The sequence below is a fragment of the Mycobacterium bourgelatii genome, from assembly GCF_010723575.1.
In the GTDB taxonomy this organism is placed as follows: Bacteria; Actinomycetota; Actinomycetes; order Mycobacteriales; family Mycobacteriaceae; genus Mycobacterium; species Mycobacterium bourgelatii.
This window is the reverse complement of record NZ_BLKZ01000001.1, coordinates 2612351-2634553: the sequence shown is the minus strand read 5'-3', so window position 1 is coordinate 2634553 and position 22203 is coordinate 2612351. Positions and strand designations below refer to the sequence as shown.

Annotated in this window: 17 protein-coding genes and 1 pseudogene; 5 read left to right on the top strand and 13 right to left on the bottom strand. The window is 65.2% G+C overall.

All coding sequences use genetic code 11. The features are described 5' to 3' along the window. Window positions 1-194: 194 nt before the first annotated feature. Window positions 195-1805, top strand: coding sequence for a mannosyltransferase (locus G6N68_RS11695; RefSeq protein WP_163711902.1), 1611 nt, complete (start codon window positions 195-197; stop codon window positions 1803-1805). On the opposite strand, the gene G6N68_RS11690 is transcribed toward G6N68_RS11695, so the two are convergent. The 3 genes from G6N68_RS11690 to G6N68_RS11680 all read right to left on the bottom strand — a co-directional run bounded on the left by G6N68_RS11690 (window position 1794) and on the right by G6N68_RS11680 (window position 7532). Further along, entirely contained in the window at window positions 1794-3209 is a 1416-nt protein-coding gene (locus tag G6N68_RS11690) for an MFS transporter (RefSeq protein ID WP_163711898.1), read from the bottom strand. The genes G6N68_RS11695 and G6N68_RS11690 overlap by 12 nt on opposite strands. After that, a complete protein-coding gene (uvrB, locus tag G6N68_RS11685; protein ID WP_205351313.1) occupies window positions 3206-5368 on the bottom strand; it encodes an excinuclease ABC subunit UvrB in 2163 nt (720 codons plus the stop codon). Before uvrB ends, G6N68_RS11690 begins: the two co-directional genes overlap by 4 nt. A gap of 106 nt (window positions 5369-5474) precedes the next feature. Further along, entirely contained in the window at window positions 5475-7532 is a 2058-nt protein-coding gene (locus G6N68_RS11680) for a serine/threonine-protein kinase (RefSeq protein ID WP_163711894.1), read from the bottom strand. 218 nt (window positions 7533-7750) lie between these two features. Between G6N68_RS11680 and G6N68_RS11675 the strand changes: the two genes are divergently transcribed. Both G6N68_RS11675 and G6N68_RS11670 read left to right on the top strand, forming a co-directional pair. Further along, the gene (locus tag G6N68_RS11675; protein ID WP_163718506.1) at window positions 7751-10327 is read left to right on the top strand and encodes an FHA domain-containing protein; all 2577 of its coding nucleotides are present in this window, start codon (window positions 7751-7753) and stop codon (window positions 10325-10327) included. Window positions 10328-10402: 75 nt separating this feature from the next. After that, the gene (locus tag G6N68_RS11670; RefSeq protein ID WP_163718504.1) at window positions 10403-10843 is read left to right on the top strand and encodes a ribonuclease FAU-1 family protein; all 441 of its coding nucleotides are present in this window, start codon (window positions 10403-10405) and stop codon (window positions 10841-10843) included. A gap of 76 nt (window positions 10844-10919) precedes the next feature. On the opposite strand, the gene G6N68_RS11665 is transcribed toward G6N68_RS11670, so the two are convergent. Beyond that, entirely contained in the window at window positions 10920-11369 is a 450-nt protein-coding gene (locus tag G6N68_RS11665; protein WP_205351312.1) for a hypothetical protein, read from the bottom strand. A gap of 11 nt (window positions 11370-11380) precedes the next feature. Further along, window positions 11381-11944: a hypothetical protein gene (locus G6N68_RS11660; RefSeq protein WP_163711892.1), complete on the bottom strand. Its 564-nt coding sequence runs from the start codon at window positions 11942-11944 to the stop codon at window positions 11381-11383. Window positions 11945-12082: 138 nt separating this feature from the next. Here G6N68_RS11660 and G6N68_RS11655 point away from each other — a divergent pair, with 138 nt between their 5' ends. Further along, the gene (locus tag G6N68_RS11655) at window positions 12083-12862 is read left to right on the top strand and encodes an Fpg/Nei family DNA glycosylase (RefSeq protein WP_163711889.1); all 780 of its coding nucleotides are present in this window, start codon (window positions 12083-12085) and stop codon (window positions 12860-12862) included. Here the strand turns inward: G6N68_RS11655 and G6N68_RS11650 are convergent. Then, window positions 12859-13326, bottom strand: a complete 468-nt coding sequence (locus G6N68_RS11650) for an Rv1443c family protein (RefSeq protein WP_163711886.1) — start codon at window positions 13324-13326, stop codon at window positions 12859-12861. The genes G6N68_RS11655 and G6N68_RS11650 overlap by 4 nt on opposite strands. Before the next feature lie 67 nt (window positions 13327-13393). Between G6N68_RS11650 and G6N68_RS11645 the strand changes: the two genes are divergently transcribed. Next, entirely contained in the window at window positions 13394-14044 is a 651-nt protein-coding gene (locus G6N68_RS11645; protein WP_163718500.1) for a TetR/AcrR family transcriptional regulator, read from the top strand. Here the strand turns inward: G6N68_RS11645 and G6N68_RS11640 are convergent. The 7 genes and pseudogenes from G6N68_RS11640 to G6N68_RS11610 form a co-directional block, all read right to left on the bottom strand. Further along, the gene (locus G6N68_RS11640) at window positions 14027-15007 is read right to left on the bottom strand and encodes a DUF2889 domain-containing protein (RefSeq protein ID WP_163711882.1); all 981 of its coding nucleotides are present in this window, start codon (window positions 15005-15007) and stop codon (window positions 14027-14029) included. The genes G6N68_RS11645 and G6N68_RS11640 overlap by 18 nt on opposite strands. A gap of 37 nt (window positions 15008-15044) precedes the next feature. After that, window positions 15045-15863, bottom strand: coding sequence for a MerR family transcriptional regulator (locus tag G6N68_RS11635; protein ID WP_163711880.1), 819 nt, complete (start codon window positions 15861-15863; stop codon window positions 15045-15047). Further along, window positions 15856-17357: pseudogene (locus tag G6N68_RS11630) on the bottom strand (flavin-containing monooxygenase). The gene G6N68_RS11635 and the pseudogene G6N68_RS11630 overlap by 8 nt, the downstream one beginning before the upstream one ends. Further along, window positions 17354-18283, bottom strand: a complete 930-nt coding sequence (locus tag G6N68_RS11625; protein WP_163711877.1) for a ferritin-like domain-containing protein — start codon at window positions 18281-18283, stop codon at window positions 17354-17356. The pseudogene G6N68_RS11630 and the gene G6N68_RS11625 overlap by 4 nt, the downstream one beginning before the upstream one ends. A 111-nt stretch (window positions 18284-18394) precedes the next feature. After that, window positions 18395-19609, bottom strand: coding sequence for a dephospho-CoA kinase (gene coaE, locus G6N68_RS11620; RefSeq protein ID WP_163711875.1), 1215 nt, complete (start codon window positions 19607-19609; stop codon window positions 18395-18397). A gap of 12 nt (window positions 19610-19621) precedes the next feature. Further along, a complete protein-coding gene (gene rpsA, locus G6N68_RS11615; protein WP_163711872.1) occupies window positions 19622-21067 on the bottom strand; it encodes a 30S ribosomal protein S1 in 1446 nt (481 codons plus the stop codon). A gap of 143 nt (window positions 21068-21210) precedes the next feature. Further along, entirely contained in the window at window positions 21211-22179 is a 969-nt protein-coding gene (locus G6N68_RS11610; protein WP_163711869.1) for a lysophospholipid acyltransferase family protein, read from the bottom strand. Between the last annotated feature and the right edge of the window lie 24 nt (window positions 22180-22203).

Sequence of the window (22203 nt, the reverse complement as noted above, 5' to 3'; positions counted from 1 at the left end):
TGCCCGTGCCCAACCGACAATATGCCCGATGACACCACGCTCATATCGTCCTGCGCAGCCCGGAAAGCTTTGCTGTACAGGGATTTTCAGGAATCCCAGGTAGTCAGCCCAGGGGCCTGGCGCAGTGTCGCAACGGCCGCCCGAATATCGGCGGTGACCAGGATCATCACCGAAACAATAAGGTGACAAGCATCATGTCCACCGAAATCGTTGCTCAGCCGGAGTCGGCCTCCGGGCCGGCGCCGACGGGCGAGCCTGCCCGCCCTCCGGCGCGCGGCCGGCTGCTGGACCCGCTGGCAATCTCGGTGCTGGCCACGTTGATCAGCGGCGCCTGGGCTGGTCGCCCCTCGTTTTGGTACGACGAGGGAGCAACGATCTCGGCGGCGGCGAGCAGGACCTTGCCGGAGCTCTGGAAGCTCCTGAGCCACATCGATGCGGTGCACGGCCTGTACTACCTCCTGATGCACGGCTGGTTCGCGATTTTCCCACCGACGGAGTTCTGGTCGCGGGCACCCAGTGCCCTGGCCGTTGGTGCGGCCGCGGCCGCCGTCGTGGTCTTCGTCAAACAGTTGGCGCCGCCGGAATCCGCCCGGACCGTCGCGTTGTGCGCGGGTGTGATCTTCGCCATTCTGCCCCGGATCACCTGGGCCGGGATCGAAGCCCGTTCCTCAGCGCTGTCGGTGACCGCGGCGGCCTGGTTGACGGTGTTGTTCATCGCGGCGGTGCGACGCAACCGGCCGCGGCTGTGGGTCAGCTACGCGCTGGTGTTGATGGTGTCGATCCTGATCAACATCAACCTGGGGCTTCTGGTGCCGTTTCACGGCGCCCTGCTGCCGCTGGTGGCGCCCGCCGGATCTCGGAAATCACCGGCCCTTCGGTGGGTCGTCGGCTCCGCGGTCGCGCTGGCGGCGATGACGCCGTTCGTGTTGTTCGCCCACGGGCAGATCTTCCAGGTCGCCTGGATCAAGGGACTGCACCGCAGCGTCTTTCTTGACGTCGTTCACCGCCAATATTTCGACTACAGCGTTCCGTTCGCGATCGTGGCGGGGGTAGTGGTGCTCGCCGCCATCGTCACCGCCGTTGCGACGCGCTCGGCCCGGACGAGCAGCCCGGACGGCCGCCGGCTGTTGCTGGCCGCGGTGGCGTGGGTCGTCATTCCGACTGCCATCGTTCTGATCTATTCGGCGCTCTTCGAACCGATCTACTTCCCCCGGTACCTGATTCAGACCACGCCCGGGGCGGCAGTCGTCCTGGCGATCTGCGTCGTCACCATCACCCGCAAACCGTGGCCGCGAGCCGGAATCGCAGTGGCTCTTGCCCTTTTGACCGCCGCAGCGTTCCCCAATTACTACTTCAACCAGCGCGGGCCCTACGCCAAGGAGGGCTGGGATTACAGCCAGGTGGCCGACCTCATCAGCGCACACGCGGCTCCCGGAGATTGTCTGCTGGTCGACAACACCGTGCCATGGCGCCCGGGACCGGTCCGCGCGTTGTTGGCCACGCGGCCGGACTCATTCCGGTCGTTGATCGACGTCGAACGCGGCTTCTACGGACCCAAGGTCGGTGCGCTGTGGGACGGACACGTGGCCGTTTGGCTGACGACGGCCAAGATCAACAAGTGCTCGACGCTATGGACGATCACCAACCGGGACAAGTCACTGCCGGATCATCAAGTGGGCCAGAAGCTGCCGCCAGGTTCGGCTTTCGGGCGCACGCCCGTCTACCAGTTCCCGAGCTACCTGGGGTTCCATATCGTCGAGCGTTGGCAGTTCAACCGTGCCCAGGTGGTCAAGTCAACGCGCTGAAAGCCGGTCGCGGCGGGTCGCCCGATAGGAAGCGATGACGCCGATCGCGGCCAGCATGGTGAATACGACGTACAACCACCGTGCCTCGGCGACTTCGCCACCCCTGGTTGTGTTGACCACGACACCCGCAATCCCCGCGCCGAAGGCCGCCGAAATCACCTGCACCGTGTTGATGGCCGCCGCGGCGGCGCCGCCCTCGGTGGGATCGTCGACGCATTCCATGGCCCGTACCGATAGGTGCGGCCAGGCCATACCGATGCCGGTCCCGGCCACCAACAACCCCAGGGTCCAAAGCACGACGAGTGCGATCGGCGCATCGCCCCGCTGAGTGACTGCGGTGAGCCCAAGGCCGGCGGCCATGACCAGCGGTGCCGTCAAGACGACGTAGCCGATGACGCGGCGACTGTTCAACGAGGCGCTGACGATCTCGCTGAACGTCCAGCCGATGGCTAGCGATGCGCCTAGAAATCCGGCGGCGATTGGGGTGAGATGACCCAGCCGCTGGCCGAACAGCGGGACATAGGTGTCGACCATGACCGCCATCATTTGTACGGCCATGGTCAGGTAGACCCATTTGAGCGGCCCCGAGCCAAAGACGCTGGGCGGCAACACCGCCGCGTCGCTTCGTCGGTCGACGACCACCGCAGTGGCGATCAACACGAGGCCGAGGGCAAGTAGCCCGGCGGTGGCCGCGGAGTTGTGCGGGATTTGCGCAACGCTGACCGCCAGCGCCGCCCCTCCCATGAACAGCAGCGACCACACTGGCACCTTCAGTGCGGGAGCATCCGAGAGTTCGTTGCCGGTGACGACCCGGCCTTCGGTCAGCACCAGCGGCACCAGGATCGCCATCAGCGCGGTCAACCCGGCCATCGCGGCAAATGCCCACCGCCACAACCCGAATTGGGCGAACAGACCACCCATCGCGGGTCCAACCACCGTCGCGACCCCCCACATCGCCGATACCAGCGCCGAGCCCCGAGTCCAGAGCGAGCGCGGCAGGGTCGCATTGATCAGGGCGTAACCCAAGCCGGCCAGCAGTCCGCCGGCCACGCCCTGCAGCGTGCGCCCCGCGATCAGCACCTCCATGCTCGGCGCGGCCCCGCACACCAGGCTGGCCGTCCCGAATAGGAACAGGCCGAACAGAAAAGAGGAACGCGCGCCAAAACGTCGCAGCACGGTGCTGACGGTGGTCGCGGCGACGACCGAACCGACGAGATACAAAGTCGTCACCCAGGCATAGAGGCGGCCACCGCCAATTTCGGCGATCGAGCTGGGCAACAAGCTGATGGTGAGGAACTCGTTGGTCGCGTACATGGCGACACCGCCCGCCAGCACCGTGGATGTTCCCAGGTGCTGGCCCAGCAGCTCCCGCCAACTGCCGGTATCGCTCGCCGTTTCCGTCACTTCAAGCCGGCGGCGTCCATTCCGCGCAGTTCCTTCTTGAGGTCGGCGATTTCGTCGCGGAATCGGGCGGCCAGCTCGAACTGCAGGTCGCGCGCGGCGGCCATCATCTGCTCGGTGAGGTCCTTGATCAGGTCGGCCAACTCGGCGCGCGGCATGTTGGTGGTGTCGCGGCCCTCGATGACACCGGCACTGACCACGCGGCCGCCGGGTGCGCCCTGGGCCCGCCGTCCGCGGGACGCGTTGCGGCCGGACCCGCCGATTTCCACCGCTTCGGTGTCATCCGCCTCGCGATAGACCTGGTCGAGGATGTCGGCGATCTTCTTGCGCAACGGCTGCGGGTCGATCCCGTGCGCCTCGTTGTAGGCGATCTGCTTGGCCCGCCGCCGTTCGGTCTCATCGATCGCTTCCTTCATCGAGTCGGTGATCTTGTCGGCGTACATGTGCACTTCGCCGGACACGTTGCGGGCCGCGCGGCCAATCGTCTGGATCAGGCTGCGGGTGGACCGCAGGAAGCCCTCCTTGTCGGCGTCCAGGATCGCCACCAGCGACACCTCGGGCAGGTCCAAGCCCTCGCGGAGCAGGTTGATGCCGACCAGCACGTCGTACTCGCCGAGCCGGAGCTGACGCAGCAACTCGACCCGGCGCAGCGTGTCGACCTCGGAGTGCAGGTAACGGACCCGAATACCCATCTCGAGCAGGTAGTCGGTGAGGTCTTCGGCCATCTTCTTGGTCAGCGTCGTCACCAACACCCGCTCGTCGGCCTCGGTGCGTTTGCGGATCTCGCCGATCAGGTCGTCGATCTGCCCCTTGGTCGGTTTGACGACGACCTTCGGGTCGACCAGGCCGGTCGGGCGAATCACCTGCTCGACGAACTCGCCACCGGACTGGCTGAGCTCGTACGGTCCCGGCGTGGCCGACAGGTAGACGGTCTGCCCGATCCGGTCGGCGAATTCCTCCCAGGTCAGCGGCCGGTTGTCGACGGCCGACGGTAGCCGGAACCCGTACTCGACGAGATTGCGCTTGCGCGACATGTCGCCCTCGTACATGCCGCCGATCTGCGGCACGGTGACGTGCGACTCGTCGATGACCAGCAGGAAGTCCTCCGGGAAGTAGTCCAGCAGGGTCGCCGGTGGAGAGCCGGGACCTCGGCCGTCGATGTGGCGGGAGTAGTTCTCGATGCCCGAGCAGAACCCGACCTGGCGCATCATCTCGATGTCGTAATTGGTGCGCATCCGGAGCCGCTGCGCCTCCAGCAGCTTGCCCTGGCCCTCCAGTTCGGCGAGCCGCTCCTCGAGCTCCTGCTCGATGGACGAAATGGCCTGCGCCATGCGCTCGGGACCGGCCACGTAGTGGGTGGCCGGGAAGATCCGCAACGAGTCCACCTGGCGAATCACCTCGCCGGTGAGCGGGTGCAGGTAGTACAACGCCTCGATCTCGTCGCCGAAGAACTCGATGCGGACGGCCAGTTCCTCGTAGGACGGGATGATTTCCACCGTGTCGCCGCGGACGCGGAACGAGCCGCGGGTGAAGGACAGGTCGTTGCGGGTGTACTGCACGTCGACCAGCAGGCGAAGCAACCCGTCTCGCGGCACTTCGGTGCCCACTTGCAGCTCGACGGATCGATCCAGGTAGGACTGCGGGGTGCCCAGGCCGTAGATGCAGGACACCGACGCCACCACGACCACATCGCGCCGCGACAGCAGGGACGACGTCGCAGAGTGCCGCAGCCGCTCCACATCGTCGTTGATCGAGCTGTCCTTTTCGATATAGGTGTCCGTCTGCGCGATGTACGCCTCGGGTTGGTAGTAGTCGTAGTACGACACGAAGTACTCAACCGCGTTGTACGGCAACATCTCTCGCAGTTCATTCGCCAGCTGGGCCGCCAGCGTCTTGTTCGGTGCCATCACCAGGGTGGGCCGCTGCAGGCGTTCGATGAGCCATGCGGTGGTCGCGGACTTCCCGGTGCCGGTGGCACCGAGCAGGACGACGTCGCGCTCCCCCGCCCTGATGCGGCGCTCTAGTTCGTCGATGGCAGCGGGCTGGTCCCCGGCGGGATCGTGCGGGCTGACCACCTCGAACCGGCCGCCGGTACGAACGACCTCGTCGACGGCGCGGTACTCGGAGTGGGCAACTACTGGGTGTTCGGTGGCGAAAGCCATAGCACCAGGGTAGAGCGAGTCACCGACAGCCTTTATTCCTCGAGCGTGCGCAGAATGCCGTGCTTTGCGGCGTGTCCCCGTACGACCGCGCACATTCGCCCTTAAGTCAGTGGTGGCGCGCCCAGGTTCGCGTCACAGGATCGCACTCGATCAGATAGCCGTCGTTTGAGGCCGACATCGCGAATACCGCGATGTCCGGGCGGTCGCAGGAACTGCCGGCTGCGTGCACCCCGGTCGTGATCGGCGCCTTGCTCCAGGTGCCGCCTTCGCACACCACCTGCTCGTTACTGGTCTGGTCGTAGCTGAGTTTGTCTACGTCCGTGCACGCACCACCAAGAACGGGTGGTGACGGCCTGGCGGTCGGCGTGGCCGCGCCGCTGAGAACTTGCGCCGGGTCCGCCCACGTCAAACCCGGCGGAACGTCCCCCACCCGGCTGGCAATTACAGGAACCCGCAGCACCGCGCCCTGGGCGCCGCATTCGTTGCTAAGCACGGTTTCCGTCTCCACGCCGCGTAGCGTGCCGTCGGACTGGGGTGCCAGCGACCAGGACATTGTCTCCTGCTGGGTGGCCTGTCTCGGGGCGTTCGGTTGGCGACAATCCACCCGCTTCCGCTGGGGCGTGCCCTGCCAATATCCAGCAACGAAGCGCAAGGCATCGGTCTGGCCACCGTTCGCTGTGCTGGGGACGAGGTGGTTGCTGTTGTCCAACTGGATCCCGGTGGCCGCACACCCGTTGGTGGTACACACCGAGTGGAATGCCCACCAGTCGGTGCTGGCACCGTTGTGCCGGATTCCGAGGCCGTTGGAAGTCCTTTTCGAGCGGTCGTAGTCGAGTCGATAGGTGCCGTTGAGGACTCGTATGCCGGCAGCAACGATCGGCGCTGGGGCGGCTTGTGGGGCAGCCGGGTTGGCCGCCAGCGCCGGTTTGGCCTGCGAGTTGTCGGGTTCGAATGAATACACCATCGACCAGGTCGCGGCCACCGCCACCAGCACCGCGCACACCAGTGCGGCCGCAACCCGGGTCCTGGTCGAAAACTTGTCGGCGAGGTTCGAAAGCACACCGCGCCGTGCGGTGCCGGTCGGCGCACCGCTCTCGGCGCCGACGTCGCAAACACCGCCCAGCTGCTCGCGGAAAGCGGCGGCAAACGCCCGGCACCTTTCGAATCTGGCGTCGGGATCCTTGGCCAGGGCGCGGCAGAACACGTCATCGAGGGGGGCCAGTTCCGGACGATGATCGCTGAGCCGGGGCGGCGCGTCGTGCAGGTGCCGGCCGATCACTGCGACCGAGTTGGGATGTTGAAAGGGCGGCGCACCGGTCAAGAGGTGAAAAGCCGTGGCGGCCAAAGCGTATTGGTCTGCTCGCCCGTCGATGTTCAAACCCGTCAGCTGTTCGGGTGCGGCATAGGCAACCGTGCCGACGGCGACATTGGTCTGGGTGATGCCGCTGATGTCGCCCAGGTGGCGCGCAACTCCGAAGTCCGCCAACAAGATTCGACGCTCACCATGCTCGGGATGGGTGAGCAGGATATTCGCGGGTTTCACGTCGCGGTGTAGCAGTCCGCGATCGTGGGCGTAGTCGAGGGCTCCCGCCACGGCGGTGAGGATGGCGCACACGTCCCGCACCGGCATCCCGTCCGGATAGCTCTCCTTGACCAACCTGGACGCGTCGGTGCCCTCCACGTAGTCCATCGCGATCCACAGTTGGCCGTTGAATTCCCCGCGGTCGTGCACTCCGACGATGTGCGGGTGCCACAGCGTCGCGGCCAGGTCGGCTTCCCGATTGAACCTCTTACGGAAGTCGCTGTCGGCCGTGATCGCCTCGGCGAGCACCTTGATCACGTCGCGGCGCGGCAATCGGGGGTGTAGGGCGAGATAGACCTCGGCCATCCCGCCGGCGCCCAACTGGCGCAAGATCGTGTAGCCGGCAAACGCGGCCCCGCGTGACAGGTCCAGGCGTGCGGTGGCGGTTTCCCTTCGTTCTTCGCGCGCTCCGCGCTGCGGTTCGGGGGGCGGATTGCCCTCGGGGGCACGACGGAACACGTGCGCGAGGGTGGTTGACGACATCGAGGGCAAACGTTGACGCCACGCAGAGCTCGCCAAGGGGTTCGGCAGCCGCCGTTGTCCGGGACGGACACGTCGGGCGGCGCCGTTATGGTCATTCATCTGTCATCCCTCCCCTCTGCACTGCAGGTGCTGGGCGCGCGCCCGAATTTGCCTGCTCGGCCCGCGCAGACATGCCTCCGCAGTCTTGATCCTGCCGAAGATCGGGTTTGGCGAGTGCCGATACCAGCTGTGCAACAGCTATGAGAAGCCAATCCAAGACATAGCTGACTCATAGCTTGAACACACAGAACACACTCAGAGTCTGGATCAATACTGTTCTGGTGAGTCGACCCGCCCCGCCCGCTCCTGCGTTGACCATTCGGCACGAGGGTTCCCAGGTTTCTTTCGCCCCTGGGTATGAGGTGATCGTCGGCAGAGATCTGCATGCTGATCTGCGCATCCCCGACCCGCGAATCTCGCGCGCGCACCTGGTGCTGCGCTTTGATCAGGGCCGTTGGCTGGCAATCGACAACGGTTCCTTGAACGGGACCTACGTCAACGGTTACCGCATGCCCGTCGTCGATATCCATGACGGCCAGAGCATCAACGTCGGCAATCCGGCGGGGCCACGGCTGACGTTCGAGGTCGGACAACAACGAGGTCCGACGGCTCGACCGCCGCTGGCACAGCCCAGGTCGATCCACGACGGTGGACCCCCCACCCTGGCCTGGTCGGTCACGCGGACGTCAACGCCGGCGCAGTCGCTGCGCCCGGCCGCACCCCGCGGGCGTGTCCATGCCGTGCCACCTCCCCGGGTGCCCCGGCGTCCGGAACGTCGGCGAGTACCGGCGCCACCGCCCGAGGAAGTCACGACGGTCAACGTAGAACCGAATCGGGCCGAACTGACCGTGATCGACGCCAAGTCGGCCGACATGTCCAGCCTGGCGACCCGGATGGTCAACGTCCTCACCCAGCGAGACTCCGCTACCGCAAAGCCGACCGGCGCCCTCACCATCGGTCGCGCCAACGACAATGACATCGTCGTCTCGGATGTATTGGCCTCGCGCCAGCACGCCATCCTGCAGCCGACGCCGCTCGGCACCGAGATCCGCGACCGCAGCATCAACGGAACTTTTGTCAACGGCACCCGGGTGGGGTCGGCGATCCTGTCCGACGGCGACATGGTCACCATCGGCAACGTCGACCTGGTCTTCGACGACGGCACCCTGACTCCACAAGACGAAACCGCTGCCCGCACCGGCGGTTTGGAGGTAGACAACGTCGATTACACCGTCGACGGCAAGCAGCTCCTGGACGGCATCTCGCTGACGGCCCGGCCCGGAACATTGACGGCCGTGATCGGCGGTTCGGGCGCGGGCAAGAGCACGCTGGCCAGGCTGATAGCGGGGTATGCCCGCCCGTCGTCGGGATCGGTCAGCTTCGAGGGACACGACATCCACGCTGAGTACGCGTCGCTGCGCAGCAGGATCGGCATCGTCCCGCAGGACGACGTCGTGCACCGCCAACTGACGGTCAACCAGGCGCTCGGGTACGCCGCTGAACTGCGGCTCCCACCCGACACCAGCAAGTCCGACCGCGCCAGGATCGTCGCCCAGGTGCTCAAGGAACTCGACCTGACCGAGCACGCCGACACCCGGGTGGACAAGCTGTCGGGTGGCCAGCGCAAGCGCGCCTCGGTGGCGCTCGAGTTGCTGACCGGGCCTTCGCTGTTGATCCTCGATGAGCCGACTTCGGGTCTGGACCCGGCGCTGGACCACCAGGTGATGACGATGCTGCGCCAACTGGCCGACGCCGGCCGGGTGGTGATCGTCGTGACCCACATGCTGTCGTACCTGGACACATGCGACCAGCTGCTGCTGGTGGCCCCGGGCGGCAAGACCGCCTACTGCGGTCCGCCGGACCGGATCGGCGACGCCATGGGGACGACCAACTGGGCCAAGATATTCAGCCAGGTGGGTGCCGACCCCGAAGAAGCCAACCGGCGCTTCCTGGCCCAGAACCAGCCCAAAAAGGCGCCGCCGCAGCCGGATACGCCCGCCGAGTTGGGCAAGCCGGTGCACACCAGTCTGCGGCGCCAGATCTCGACCGTCGCGCGACGGCAGGTGCGGCTGGTGGTCGCCGACCGCGCTTACTTCATCTTCCTGGCCGTGCTGCCGTTCATTCTGGGCGCACTGTCGCTGACGGTCCCCGGCCACAACGGGTTTCATGCCGTCGGCGAGGATGCGGGGACTCCCGACGAATCCGCGCAGATCCTCAACCTGCTGCTGTTGTCGGCGGCGTTCATGGGCACGGCGTTGACCATCCGCGACCTGGTTGGTGAGCGGGCAGTCTTTCAGCGCGAGCAGGCGGTGGGACTGTCGACGTCGGCGTATCTGGCAGCCAAGATCGCGGTGTTCTGCGCCTTCGCCGTACTGCAGGCCGCGATAGCCACGGCCATCGTGATCGTCGGCAAGAGCGCGCCGACCCGCGGTGGTCTGGTGTTGGGCCACGGCAACGTCGCAGCCACCGCCGAACTGTTCCTCACCGTCGCGGCGACGTGCGTCACCTCGGCCGTTCTCGGCCTGGCGATTTCGGCCCTGGTCCGGTCCACCGAGCAGATCATGCCGCTGTTCGTCGTGTCGATCATGGCGCAGCTTGTGCTGTGCGGCGGAATGGTCCCGGTGACCCACCGCATCGTGCTGGAACAACTGTCCACGGTGGTGCCGGCCCGCTGGGGTTACGCCGCGGCGGCAGCGACGGTCGACGTGCGGAATCTGGTGCCCGGGTCGCTGATTCCGCAAGACCGGTTCTGGCAGCACACACCGAGAATCTGGCTGTTGGATATGGGCATGCTGGCCGCGTTGTCGATGTTTTTCTCCGTCTTCGTGCGGTGGAAGATTCGGTTGCGCCGGTAAAATGTCTTTATTCATCCGCCTAAGCACGAGACATTTGACTTAGTCGCCCGCACCAACACCGATCCCAAGGGCATGGTGCGGGCCGTCGACGAGTACGTCGTCCACCCTTGGGGTCTGTACATGGCGCGCCCGACGCCCGGCCGGGAGCAGTTCCGTTACCTCGAGTCGTGGTTGCTGCCCTCGCTGGGGTTGCGCGCCACGGTGTTTCACTTCAACCCCGGTCACGAACGCGACCAGGACTACTACCTGGATGTCGGCGAATACCGCCCCGGCCCGGCAGTGTGGCATTCCGAAGACCACTACCTCGACATCGCGGTCCGCACCGGGAAGAAGGCCGAATTGGTCGATGTGGACGAGTTATTCGACGCCGTGCGCCAAGGGCTGCTGACCCCCGAAACCGCCGAACAGGCCGTGCAACGGGCGGTCAATGCCGTCGACGGTCTGGCGCGAAACGCTTACGACTTGTCCCGATGGCTTTCCGAATACGGCATGAACCTGACCTGGCGAGGGATCTGATCGGACCGGTGATCGGACCGGCGCAAAGACGGCAATCCCGGGCCGCAACCCGATGCGGCCCGGGATAACCGGCTTCCTACACTGCCAGCAACCGCTGGAAGAATTCGCGATAGTGCATCAGCGCCAACCGAAGGTCCTCGGTCGAAGCTTCTTCGCCGCGCGCCCACTGGCCTTCCAGACGCGAACGCGCCTGGGCGAAGTTGTTCGTGACTTGCCCGACCAGGTCCGAGACCAGTGCATCGGCCTTCTGTACACAGTCACGTGGATCATCGACGAAGGCTGCCTGCACCGCGGCCCACCGACCGCGCAGCTCCGCGAGGTCATCTTCGGCGAACAGCGTTTGTGCGGTAGATGTTTCGCGTTGTGGTTCAGGCGTCTCCACGAGCACCTCGGCCGCCTCATCTGAGGGTGGTTGGTGTTGCCCTTGGTCGACTTCCGGCGGCATTGGCCGCGTCGGCGACTCGCTCACCTGGCTCACCTCGTCCTGGTGCGAATTCGTCAACGTTTGATGTTCGTGCGTAGTCATGCGCGCGCCTCCTATGCTGCGTCTTTGTCGGTGTTCGTATCGAGCAACTTTTCGAACAGCGCCCGGTAGTGCACGAACGCCTCCCGCCGTTGCTCGGTGCTGACATCACCGTGTCGCTGCTGGGCAACGTGAATGCCGTGTGCGGCACGATAATTGTCGACGACCTGCGGGTGATCCACCGAGATATCGGCTGCTCGACGGTCGAAATCATCGACGGGATAACCCCTTTGGCGCATTACCTCGGTCACCAGACGGTCGGCGACGCCGACGGCAGCGGCCGGGTTATCCACGAACTTGGTTTGCACCTCATGCCAGCGACTGATGAATTCGGAGCGCGCCTCTGGCGTCAGCGCGACGATGTCCAATTCGTGGCGCTTGTGTTCCCGCGCAGTGAGTTCAGCCTCCGCTGTCTTGCGGTCTCCGGTCTCCGCCACCAGGCGTTCATACTCTGCCCCGTAATGCTGCTTGAGCCGCTCGGTTTTCCTGCGACTACCGATAACGGTCGCTGCAATAACTACTATGGCGACCACAGTCACGACGGAGGCGGCAATCAAAACCCATTCCATAACGGACATTTGCCTTCCTTTCGTACGCATGTTGAATAACCCCGTCGTCCGGAACGCAAACGCCAATCGGTGATGCGCTGCGCAGCGGGACCGATGTTTGGGCTGAGCTACCGTGGAGCGTGACTCGCGGATGATTGGCGCAATCTCATGCCTGAACTGCCTGATGTAGAGGGCTTCCGACGAGATCTGGCGGGCGCCTTGCCCGGCCGTCGCATTCAGCGCGTTCAGGTCAACGATCTCGGCATTCTGCGCAATGCGACTCCGTCAGCACTCGGCCGCAGCTTGGCCGGCCATCGCTTCAAAGAACCGCGGCGACACGGCAAGTGGCTGATCCTGCCAACTGACGGCCCGACGCTATTGGTACACAGCGGGATGACAGGCCATCCCTATTACGCGGCCGAGGTCGCCGAGCACCTGCCCTACGAACGCCTGGTCGTGTCGCTCGACCGCGGTGAGCTGCGCTATGCGGACCTGCGCAAGCTGCGCGGCGTGTGGCTGGCCGCGTCCGAGGATGACGTCGGCGAGGTGACCGGCCCGCAAGGCCCGGACGCATTGGGCCTGGGTTTGCGGCAATTTCGTGAGGTGCTGGCCGGTCGGCGCGGCGCGGTGAAGCCGACGTTGATGGACCAGTCGGTGATCGCCGGGCTTGGCAACCTGCTCACCGACGAAATCTGCTGGCGGGCCAAGATCAACCCCCATCGCCCCGTTCCCGACCTTGACGACGACGAGGTGAAACGCCTGCATGCAGGAATGACCGGGGTACTGCGTACCGCGGTGAAACATGGACGGGTGCCCGGGCTGGCACGCTGGCTCACCGGTGCCCGCGATGAACCGGACCCCAGCTGTCCGCGCTGTGGTGCACGCCTTGCCCACGGGAAGGTCGGTGGACGAACTTCGTTCTGGTGCCCGAGGTGTCAGCCGGCCTAGTTCTGCGGCGCCGACGGCGCCATGTCTTGGCGCACCAGTTTGCGCCAGCGGCGGTGCCGGTACCGGTAAATTCCGTTCGCGACGCCGACGACCAGCGCGGTGAACACTCCCGCGTCAATCTCGACGGTATCGCTGTAACGGCAGGAGTCCTCGCTGACAGGTTCCACGTGCAGGGTGTGATTCCAGGCTTTGATTACGCCACCGTGTTCGCGGGTGCGGACCGTCCGGGTGCTCTCGTCCACCTCGACGACCTCGATGGTGTGTCGATAGGCGGGGACGACGTGAAACGCGAACAGCCACCCGGTGTCGCGCTCTCCGGCCCGCAGCGGTTCGGTGCGGCCGGCTAGCAACGGGAAGCTGAACAAGCCCTTGCAGACGTAGAGAAAGGTGGCCGGCGACAGCATCGCCGACCACACGCGATCGGCGCTGGTGGGCAGGACGGTCTCTACGTGAACGGTGCGCACTCCCGCCTCCTCTCGTGGTTAGGTGACCCTAATTTTGCTAGGGTCGACGCCGAATGACTACTCGCTTTTGCCCGGGAGACCCACGATCGCGCCAACGGATCGATTTCGGCAGCGTAAGCAGCCCAAACAGGAGCGGGCCGCGGAGACCAGACAACGCATCCTGGATGCGGCGGCTCGCGTTTTCTCCGAGCACGGGTATGCGGCGGGAACCACCAACCGGATTGCAGAACGAGCCGGCGTGTCGATCGGGTCGCTGTACCAGTACTTCCCCAACAAGGACGCGGTACTGCGTGCGCTGATGGACGCGCATGTGGACGCCGGGGTTCGTTTGCTCACCGAGCGCTTGTCCGACGGCCTGCCCGAACGGCTGGAGGACACCCTGCGGCTGTTCGTCCGCGCGGCGATCGACAACCACCGCGATGATCCCCGACTGCACCGCGTGCTGTTCGAAGAAGCGCCGCGGGCGCCGGCATTTCTTGCTCGGCTTCGCGGTATGGAGCAGTTCACGGTCGAGGCGGTCGGCCGCGTGCTCGAGCGGCATCCCGAAGTGCGGGCCAGCAGCCGGCTCAACGCACAGGTCGTGGTCGCGACCGTGGACTCACTCGTACACCGACTCGTCACATCAGAGGCGGCCGCGGCGGAAGGCCCGGACTTCCAACAGGTGGAAGACGAGATCGTCACGCTGCTCAGCGGTTACTTGTCACCGCAGGTCCAGTAGGGCACCCAAGTCGGCCAGTGCCCGCACGGTGTCGTTGAGATGCGTGCAGGTGCTGGTGCCGACGAATTCCCCGCGGACGCGATCGCGAATTTCGTTGAGGCTCATGCCGGTTACCCGCGCCGCGCTTCCGATGGCGCCGGGGCATTCCTGCCACGGCAGCACCCGCACCTCGGCATTCACCGACGTGATCGTCCGCGTCGACGGGTCGACCGTGCCGGCGATGGTGTACTCGTGCACGATCGTCTCGACGAGATCGTCGTCCATGTGAGAGTCGCGGAAGTGCGCTTCGAAGTTCACCGACTCGACCACTTCTGCGTCCACCGGCCACGCATCGAGGCGACGGAACCTGCGCATCCCCCGCGCCCGGAGCGGCTCGACCTCATGGAGACCGTCAAGCGGCGGCGCCACCGGCCCGCGACCGGTTGGAATGACATCGTGGCGACGCGCGTAGTCGATCAATGACGCCTCCGGCGCGAAACCTGCGCAGATGCCGGACATCCGGTCCGCGACACCGGGCGGCAGCTTCTGCTCGGCGCCCAGCACGATCGCCGTGTACTGATTGGAGTAGCCCGACACCAGCGAAGCGCCGACCCAGTCGTCGAGCAGCAGATTGAGCAGGCTGGACCGTCGCACTTCCTCGGGCAGCAGCTTGCCGACCGTCGAGCGGAAGCCCGCGCCGACACGACAACCCCGCAGTTTTTGCAGCTGGCCCTGCAGAAGGCCACCGTCTGCCGCACACGTGATGTCCTCGATGACGAAATCAACCAGATGTGCGCGGACGCGGACCTGAGCCAGCACGTCGGCGCCGTCCACGTCGCGCGCCCGCAGGTCGACCACCGAGCCCCGCCCGTCGCCATGATGGGTGTCTATCGTGCTGGTGCGCCGCCGCCGACCGGCGACCAGCGGCGGAGCCGATTGGACCACGGGCTGCCGCGGTCCGAGGATGTCGGTGACGAACGGCATGAACCGACGTTACCGTGACCCCTGGGCCCGTCCGTCCCTACTCATCCGATCGCAGCGCGGGAGTTGTCATCATCCCTTCGAAGTATTCGCCGATCGCCCGGATAGCGTTCTCCGCCAACGCCGCATTCAAGGCCTTATGGAGCGCGAGGCCGGCAAGCTCGCGAGCGTCGGTGATCACATCGGCGAGGTCCCGCTGCTGGTCCGTGGGCGGAATCCAGCCTTCGCCATAGTGATCGACGAGGTGTTTGCGAAGCACCTCGATCGTCGTCTCGGCGAGCTTTTGCACGGCATCACCGGTCGCTTCGGTGATCTCGAGCAGCATCCGCAGATAAAACGACGGGTCCTTGGCGTCCGCGACCACTGCCGCAATGTCCCCATCGACGAGCTTTACCTCGTCACCGTCACGTTGCGCGAGTCCGGAGCTGACCAGATTGCGAGCTAGTTCGCCCAACGGGTCTAGCGGCAGTGGCTGCGCAGATCCGGGCGCTGGGGCGCGATGCGTCCCGTGCGCCCCTTGCGTGCCTGTCGCGCCTCGCGTGTCTGTCTCGCCCCTCCAAGGCGCCGTGAATGCCTTTCGCATTCCGGTCTTTTCGGCCAGTTCCTGAACGCCGAGAGTATCGGCCAAGTCCAGGTTCTTGGCGAATCCTTCAAAGAAATCCTGGATGTGCGCGATGGTGTAGCCCTTGCCCAACAGTTGCATGATGATCTGCAGTTGCCAGAGGTGGTTGTGGTCATAGATCGCCACTCGGCCCACGCGCTTAGGCGGCGGCAGCAAGCCACGTTCTTGGTACGCGCGGATGTTGCGCGACGAAACCCCGGATCGCCGCGCCAACTCGTCGAGCCGATACTCAGCCAACCGCGGTTACTTCGTCACTCGAGCGGGTGGCGACGTAGTCGTGAAGATCGATGTCTCCGAGTAGCTTTTGGAAGGTGGCGGCGAAGCCGGGAAACATCGTCGCGTTGAATCCGTCCTCGGTCAAATACCAGCTGTCGCATCCGCCGGAGTTCCACGTCGTCTTGGCCAGCCGTTTCTGGACCCATTTCCGATACGCGTGCTGCGCGTCGGGTCGCACGGCAATCGACGTCAGTCCAAGCCGCTTCATCAAGCGAATCATTTTCACCGCATAGTCGATTTCGGCCTCCATGTAGACCAGCGCGGACGTGTGTCCGGCCCGGAGTTGGGGCCGAAGGTGAAGAACAAGTTCGGATACCCGGCCACGTTCACACTCTTGTAGGCGAACGCGCCTTTGCGCCATTCTTCGTCCAGTGTGCGACCGCCCTGGCCGACGATCTTGATCGGCGGGGCGGTCTTGGTCACCTCGTAGCCGGTGGCGCACACGATGACGTCGGCCGTGTGCTCGATACCCTCACAGGTCAGGATTCCGGTTTCGCAGATTCGCGCGATGGGCCACGTGATGAGTTCACAGTTAGGCGCTTGTAGCGCGGGATAGTAGTCACTGGAGATCAGCATCCGCTTGCAGCCTGGCCGGAAGTTGGGTGTCAGCCTGCGGCGCAGCCATCGATCGTCAACCGCTTGAACAAGATAGGCCTTTCCGGCCAGCTCGAGCATCGTCGTCAATGCCGTGTTCCATACAATCGCGAGGGCGGCACTTTCCGACACACCGAGCATGAACGAACGAAAGGCCCTCTGTGTCAACGGAACATGGCTGAAGACCGCTGAAACTACCGCCGGCGTTGCCATATTGGACCGTGGCAGCACCCAGCCGGCAGTCCGTTGAAACACCCGCACCTTTCCAGCCAAGCGAACTAATTCTGGGATCACTTGCACCGCAGTAGATCCCGTTCCGATCACGGCGACAGTCTTGCCAGTGAAATCGTAATCGTGATCCCACCGCCCGGTGTGGATGATCTTTCCCCCGAAGGTGTCGATCCCGTCAATGCGGGGCAGGGCCGGCGTCGCCAGCGGCCCGTACGATGCGATGACGGTACGAGCCCGGTACTTGGTCGTCTGCGTCTGGACCAGCCACAGCTGCTGGTCCTCATCCCACGTTATGGCACGGACATTCTGGTTGAACCTGATGTACTTGCGCACACCCCGCTTGGCCACCACGTCCTGGATGTACTGCTGGATTTCCGCGCCGCTCGAAAATGTCCGGCTCCAATTGGGGTTCTGTTCGAACGAGTAGGAATACAGCAACGACGGGACGTCGCATGCCACACCGGGATAGGTGTTATCACGCCAGGTCCCGCCGACCTCGTCCGCGCGCTCGAGCACGACGATGTCGGTGATGCCGCGTTGGATCAGCTTGATCGCGGCCCCCAGTCCCGAGAGTCCGGCACCGATGATGAGTGTGGTGAACGTCGCGCTCTGGCCTGCCCGCCGCGTCACTGGGCGACCCGGTACGTCAGCTCGTCAGACCAACTCGGCGGGGTCGGCCAGCGATCCCGCGGGAACCGCTCGGAGATGGCGAGCATCAGGTCTTCTACGCGCGACCAAACGGGATGGCGCTCCATCGTCAGCCGCGAATAGGCGCTGGTGATCCGGAACAGTGGATTCTTGTGCAGCCGCGGATCTCGTTCGCCCGCTTTGCGATAACGCTCCATCGCCTGACTCAGCCGCGATCCGTCCAGCCCCATCTCGAACAGTTCTTCGCGCATCGCGCCGTATAGCGGCAGGGTCGCGATCAGATGCTTCAGACCGATGACGCCCCAGCCGTTGGCCATCTTGAAGCTGGTCACCAACAACCGCCGCACCGGCGCTCCGGACAACTCCCCCATCACGTGGAAACCCACTGCTAGGTGCCGAGATTCGTCGGCGTTGATCTTGTTGAGCACAACTTTGAGCAACGGATCCCGCACCTCGTCGGTCAGGAACTTCAATAGCGCTCCGTCGAGCGCACATTCGAGCATCGGGATGGATGTTGCCAACGTTTCGAACGGCATTCGATCCGCCATCTTGTCCATCATGTCCAAGGCGTAGGCGATCTGCAGCGTCGGCAGCGGCACCTCGGAGTCGCCCAGCAGATCCCAGCGCTTCATCAGCGCGAGTTCGGCGTTGGCGTGCTTCTGCTCCTCGGCGTGGAAGTATGAGTAGATCTCGCGCAGCGTTGGGTCGGGGGCGTTGATCGCCATCCCGGCGAACGCTCTGGCCCCGATGTGCTCCACCCACATCAGGTCGGCCATGAACGCCCGTAACTTGGGTTTCTGCTCGTCGGTGACAAGTTCCGCGCCGGGAGCGTCCCAGTCGATATCTTTCAGCATCCACTGACGCCGCCGGATGGTCTGCAGCGTCTCTTTCAGGTTCAGGACCGTCATTGCGTCCCCTTTGCTGCTGGCACCAGAACCGTGCCATTCGCCAATGGCACAATACCATCAACTGATGCGTTTCAAGAGGTGTCGGGAGCGGTCGGGCAGTGCGTCGTCGGACTAAGGCTTCCAGCCCGTCGTGTCCGCCCACTCCCACGCGCGCCGGTAGGCGTCGAGGAACCACGGTTCTTTCGCGGTGGCATACCGCACGGTGTCGCCACCGCCGCTGGCCGCAGCGCTGCGCTTGACCTTCAGGTAGTCGTCACGCACCCCGGCGTTGGCCTTGAGCCAGTCGACGAACAGTAGGGCGAACTGCTGATTCGGCTGACCGTCCACCCGGATGTGCACGTTCGTCGGACGTCCCGGGTCGGCGGATGCGTGGACTCGCTTGTGCCACAACGCGGGATCGTCGCTGTGGTCGTAACGGGCCACGGTGCTGCGGGCGTCGGCCTTCGCGGCGTCTTGGGTGATGTGCTCCAGGCGTGGGTAGCCGGCCGCCAACAGGGGATCGACGAGTTCGTCTGCGACGTCGAGCGATTGGACCGTGATCTGGATGTCGATGACGTCCTTGGCGTCGTAGTCCGGTACCGCGGTCGACCCGACGTGGTCGATGCGCACTGCCCGGTGGCCACAGGCCGTCTTCAACCGGTTGACGATGCGCCGCGCCTGGTCCGGCCAGGTCGGATCGGCGGGCACCACATGCGCCGGTGCGCGGGCGGGCTGACGCTCGCTGAGGTTGTGCGCGAACGGCAATATCCGGTTGTGCCACACGTCGCGCGCCCGCTCGACCAACTCCCCCAACTCGCCCGAGTTGTCCAGCCAGATGTCGGCGACGGCACGGCGTTGGTCGTCGCTCGCTTGGGCGGCGATCCTGGCGCGGGCGTCCTCTTCGGGCATGCCGCGTTGGTCGACGAGCCGGCGCAACCGCAGTTCGACGGGGGCGTACACGATGACAACCAACGGAAACAACGGCGCCATACCGGATTCCACCAACAGTGGAATGTCTTCGATGACGACGGCATCCTGCGAGACCGCGGCAATGATCTCCGCGCGCCGCTTGCCGACCAGCGGATGAACGATCCCGTTCAGCTTTGCGCGCGCCTCGTCGTCCCGAAACGCCTTGGCCGCCAACGCCGGCCGGTCCAGGGAGCCATCGGGTTGCAGGATGTCGTCACCGAATTCGGCAACCAACGCCGCCAAGCCCTCGGTTCCTGGCTCGACCACCTCCCGGGCGATGACATCACCGTCGACGATGATGCCACCGCACTCGGCAAAGGTCTTGGACAGCGCTGACTTACCGGCGCCAATGCCGCCGGTCAGCCCGATACGCAGCATCCGAGAGCGGGATTATGCGCTGCCGGCGAGCTTTTCGCGCAGGGCCGCGAGCTGGGCGTCGCTGGCCAGCGAGCCACCCGCCGCCTTGTCGGAGGACCCGCTGCTGGACGACCCCTGGTCGCCACCACCGTGCGCGGCGGCTTCCGCAGCGGCGAACTTCTCCATCTGCGCGGTGTGCATCTTGTGCCGGCGCTCCGCCTCGGCATAGCGGGCTTCCCATTCCTGACGCTGAGCGTCGAAGCCTTCGAGCCATTCGTTGGTTTCGGCGTCGAAGCCCTCGGGGAAGATGTAGTTGCCTTGCTCGTCGTAGCTGTCGGCCATGCCGTACTTCGCCGGGTCGAACTCTTCGGTGTAGTCCTCGTTGGCCTGCTTGAGCGACAACGAGATTCGACGGCGCTCCAGGTCGATGTCGATGACCTTGACCATCGCGTCGTCGCCCACGGCGACGACCTGGTCGGGCACCTCGACGTGGCGCTCGGCGAGCTCCGAGATGTGCACCAGGCCCTCGATGCCCTCCTCGACGCGGACGAACGCGCCGAACGGAACCAGCTTGGTGACCTTGCCCGGCACGATCTGACCGATCGCGTGCGTGCGGGCGAAGTGGCGCCACGGGTCTTCCTGCGTTGCCTTCAGCGACAGCGAAACCCGCTCGCGGTCCATGTCGACGTCGAGGACCTCGACGGTGACCTCGTCGCCCACCTGGACGACCTCCGACGGGTGGTCGATGTGCTTCCAGGACAGCTCGGACACGTGCACCAGACCGTCCACACCGCCCAGGTCGACGAACGCGCCGAAGTTGACGATCGAGGAGACCACACCCTTGCGGATGGTGCCCTTCTGCAGCTGGTTGAGGAACTCGCTGCGCACCTCGGACTGGGTCTGCTCCAGCCAGGCGCGGCGGCTCAGCACCACGTTGTTGCGGTTCTTGTCCAGCTCGATGATCTTGGCTTCGATTTCCTTGCCGATGTACGGCTGCAGGTCGCGCACGCGGCGCATCTCGACCAGCGAGGCAGGCAGGAAGCCGCGCAGCCCGATGTCGAGGATCAGGCCACCCTTGACCACCTCGATGACGGTGCCCTTGACGGCCTCGTCCTTCTCCTTGAGCGCCTCGATGGTGCCCCAGGCGCGTTCGTACTGCGCGCGCTTCTTGGAAAGGATCAGGCGACCCTCTTTGTCCTCCTTGGTGAGAACGAGAGCCTCTACCTGATCGCCCACGGAAACGACCTCATTCGGGTCGACGTCGTGCTTGATCGAGAGTTCGCGGGCGGGGATGACCCCTTCAGTCTTGTAGCCGATGTCGAGGAGCACCTCGTCCCGGTCCACTTTGACGATGGTGCCTTCGACGATGTCGCCATCGTTGAAGTACTTGATCGTTTTGTCTATTGCGGCAAGAAAATCCTCGCTGGTGCCTATGTCGTTGACGGCTACTTGCGGCGAGGTGACGGCGGGACTCGGCATATTGTTGGGTTGCTCCGGACAGGGTTCATCGTAGGGACTTGGGACTTGAGTTATTGGTGTGACCCGCGTTAAGCACGAACGGGTACCACACGAGGCTACTCGACTGCGTACATCCAGGCCAAACCGCCCCGCAGCAGGTGAATCTACACGCCGGCGGCGTGGCGCTGTCGCCCGACCGAATCTGACACCAGGCCGCCGGGCATCAGCCACTGCTGCGGCTCCCGCTTGATGAACTCCGCGAGTGCGTCGGCCACCTGTTGCGAGGTCTCTTGCACGGTCTCTCTGATGCTCTGATCGCTCCCGTCCCGCGGGACGCCGACGGCGATCGGCCGTCCGAAAACCGGCTCACGCTGGTGTTTGTGCTGGAAGACGACGCCCGGGACGATCAGCGCGCCGGTACGCAGCGCCAGCAGCGCCGGTCCCGGCCCGACGGGCCGTTTGATCCCCGCGAGGTCCACGTGGATGCCCGTGCCGCCTCCGTCGCGCGCCCGGAAGTAGTCGCCGGCGATCGCAACGATGCGGCCGCGACGGATGGCATCCGACATCGCCGCGGTGATGCTGGCTCCGCCGGTGCGATCGACGACGATGAGTTCGAGCCCGGCCTTGTGCGCACCCCGGTCGATCACCCACTGCATCAACGCGCGCTGACGGTTGGCGACGACGGTGGTCGGCAGATCGTTGAGCGCGAGCACGATCGGAAGCGCGGCGTATGAGCCGAGGTGCGGGAACGCGACGATCGCGCCGACACCGCTGGGACGGCCGGCCTCGAGGGCCTCATGAAGGGGCGACGGGTCGGCTATGTGGAACCGGCGCACGGCGGCGGAATGCGGCGCTGCGAGGAACCAGATGGCGTCGTTGGCGTTGCGGACCAGCGCCCGGTACATGGCTCGGACGGGATGCCACTTCCGGGAGGAGAACTGAGCCGTCGGGTCCACGTTGTCACGAAAGTCCTGCAGGATGCCCGAATGCTGGGCCCGGCCCCGCCAGTAGACGAAGCGGGCCAGCACGGCGAGGAGCGCGTCGGCGACCCGGTGCGGCAGCAGGCCGAACAATTTCGAGATGACCATGAGCGGGTAGCGCGCGAGGGGCTTGCGCTGCGCGGGCTCCGACACCCGGCTATTTTCGCCCGAAAACAC

What these genes read in the sequence shown, in the direction of transcription:
- G6N68_RS11625 (WP_163711877.1), bottom strand. Translation starts at nt 18,283, where the DNA reads ATGACGGTCCTGAACCTGAAAGAGACGCTGCAGACCATCCGGCGGCGT.
- uvrB (WP_205351313.1), bottom strand. Translation starts at nt 5,368, where the DNA reads ATGGCTTTCGCCACCGAACACCCAGTAGTTGCCCACTCCGAGTACCGC.
- G6N68_RS11660 (WP_163711892.1), bottom strand. Translation starts at nt 11,944, where the DNA reads ATGTCCGTTATGGAATGGGTTTTGATTGCCGCCTCCGTCGTGACTGTG.
- G6N68_RS11695 (WP_163711902.1), top strand. Translation starts at nt 195, where the DNA reads ATGTCCACCGAAATCGTTGCTCAGCCGGAGTCGGCCTCCGGGCCGGCG.
- G6N68_RS11665 (WP_205351312.1), bottom strand. Translation starts at nt 11,369, where the DNA reads ATGACTACGCACGAACATCAAACGTTGACGAATTCGCACCAGGACGAG.
- coaE (WP_163711875.1), bottom strand. Translation starts at nt 19,609, where the DNA reads ATGCTGCGTATCGGGCTGACCGGCGGCATTGGCGCCGGTAAGTCAGCG.
- G6N68_RS11655 (WP_163711889.1), top strand. Translation starts at nt 12,083, where the DNA reads ATGCCTGAACTGCCTGATGTAGAGGGCTTCCGACGAGATCTGGCGGGC.
- rpsA (WP_163711872.1), bottom strand. Translation starts at nt 21,067, where the DNA reads ATGCCGAGTCCCGCCGTCACCTCGCCGCAAGTAGCCGTCAACGACATA.
- G6N68_RS11680 (WP_163711894.1), bottom strand. Translation starts at nt 7,532, where the DNA reads ATGAATGACCATAACGGCGCCGCCCGACGTGTCCGTCCCGGACAACGG.
- G6N68_RS11640 (WP_163711882.1), bottom strand. Translation starts at nt 15,007, where the DNA reads ATGCCGTTCGTCACCGACATCCTCGGACCGCGGCAGCCCGTGGTCCAA.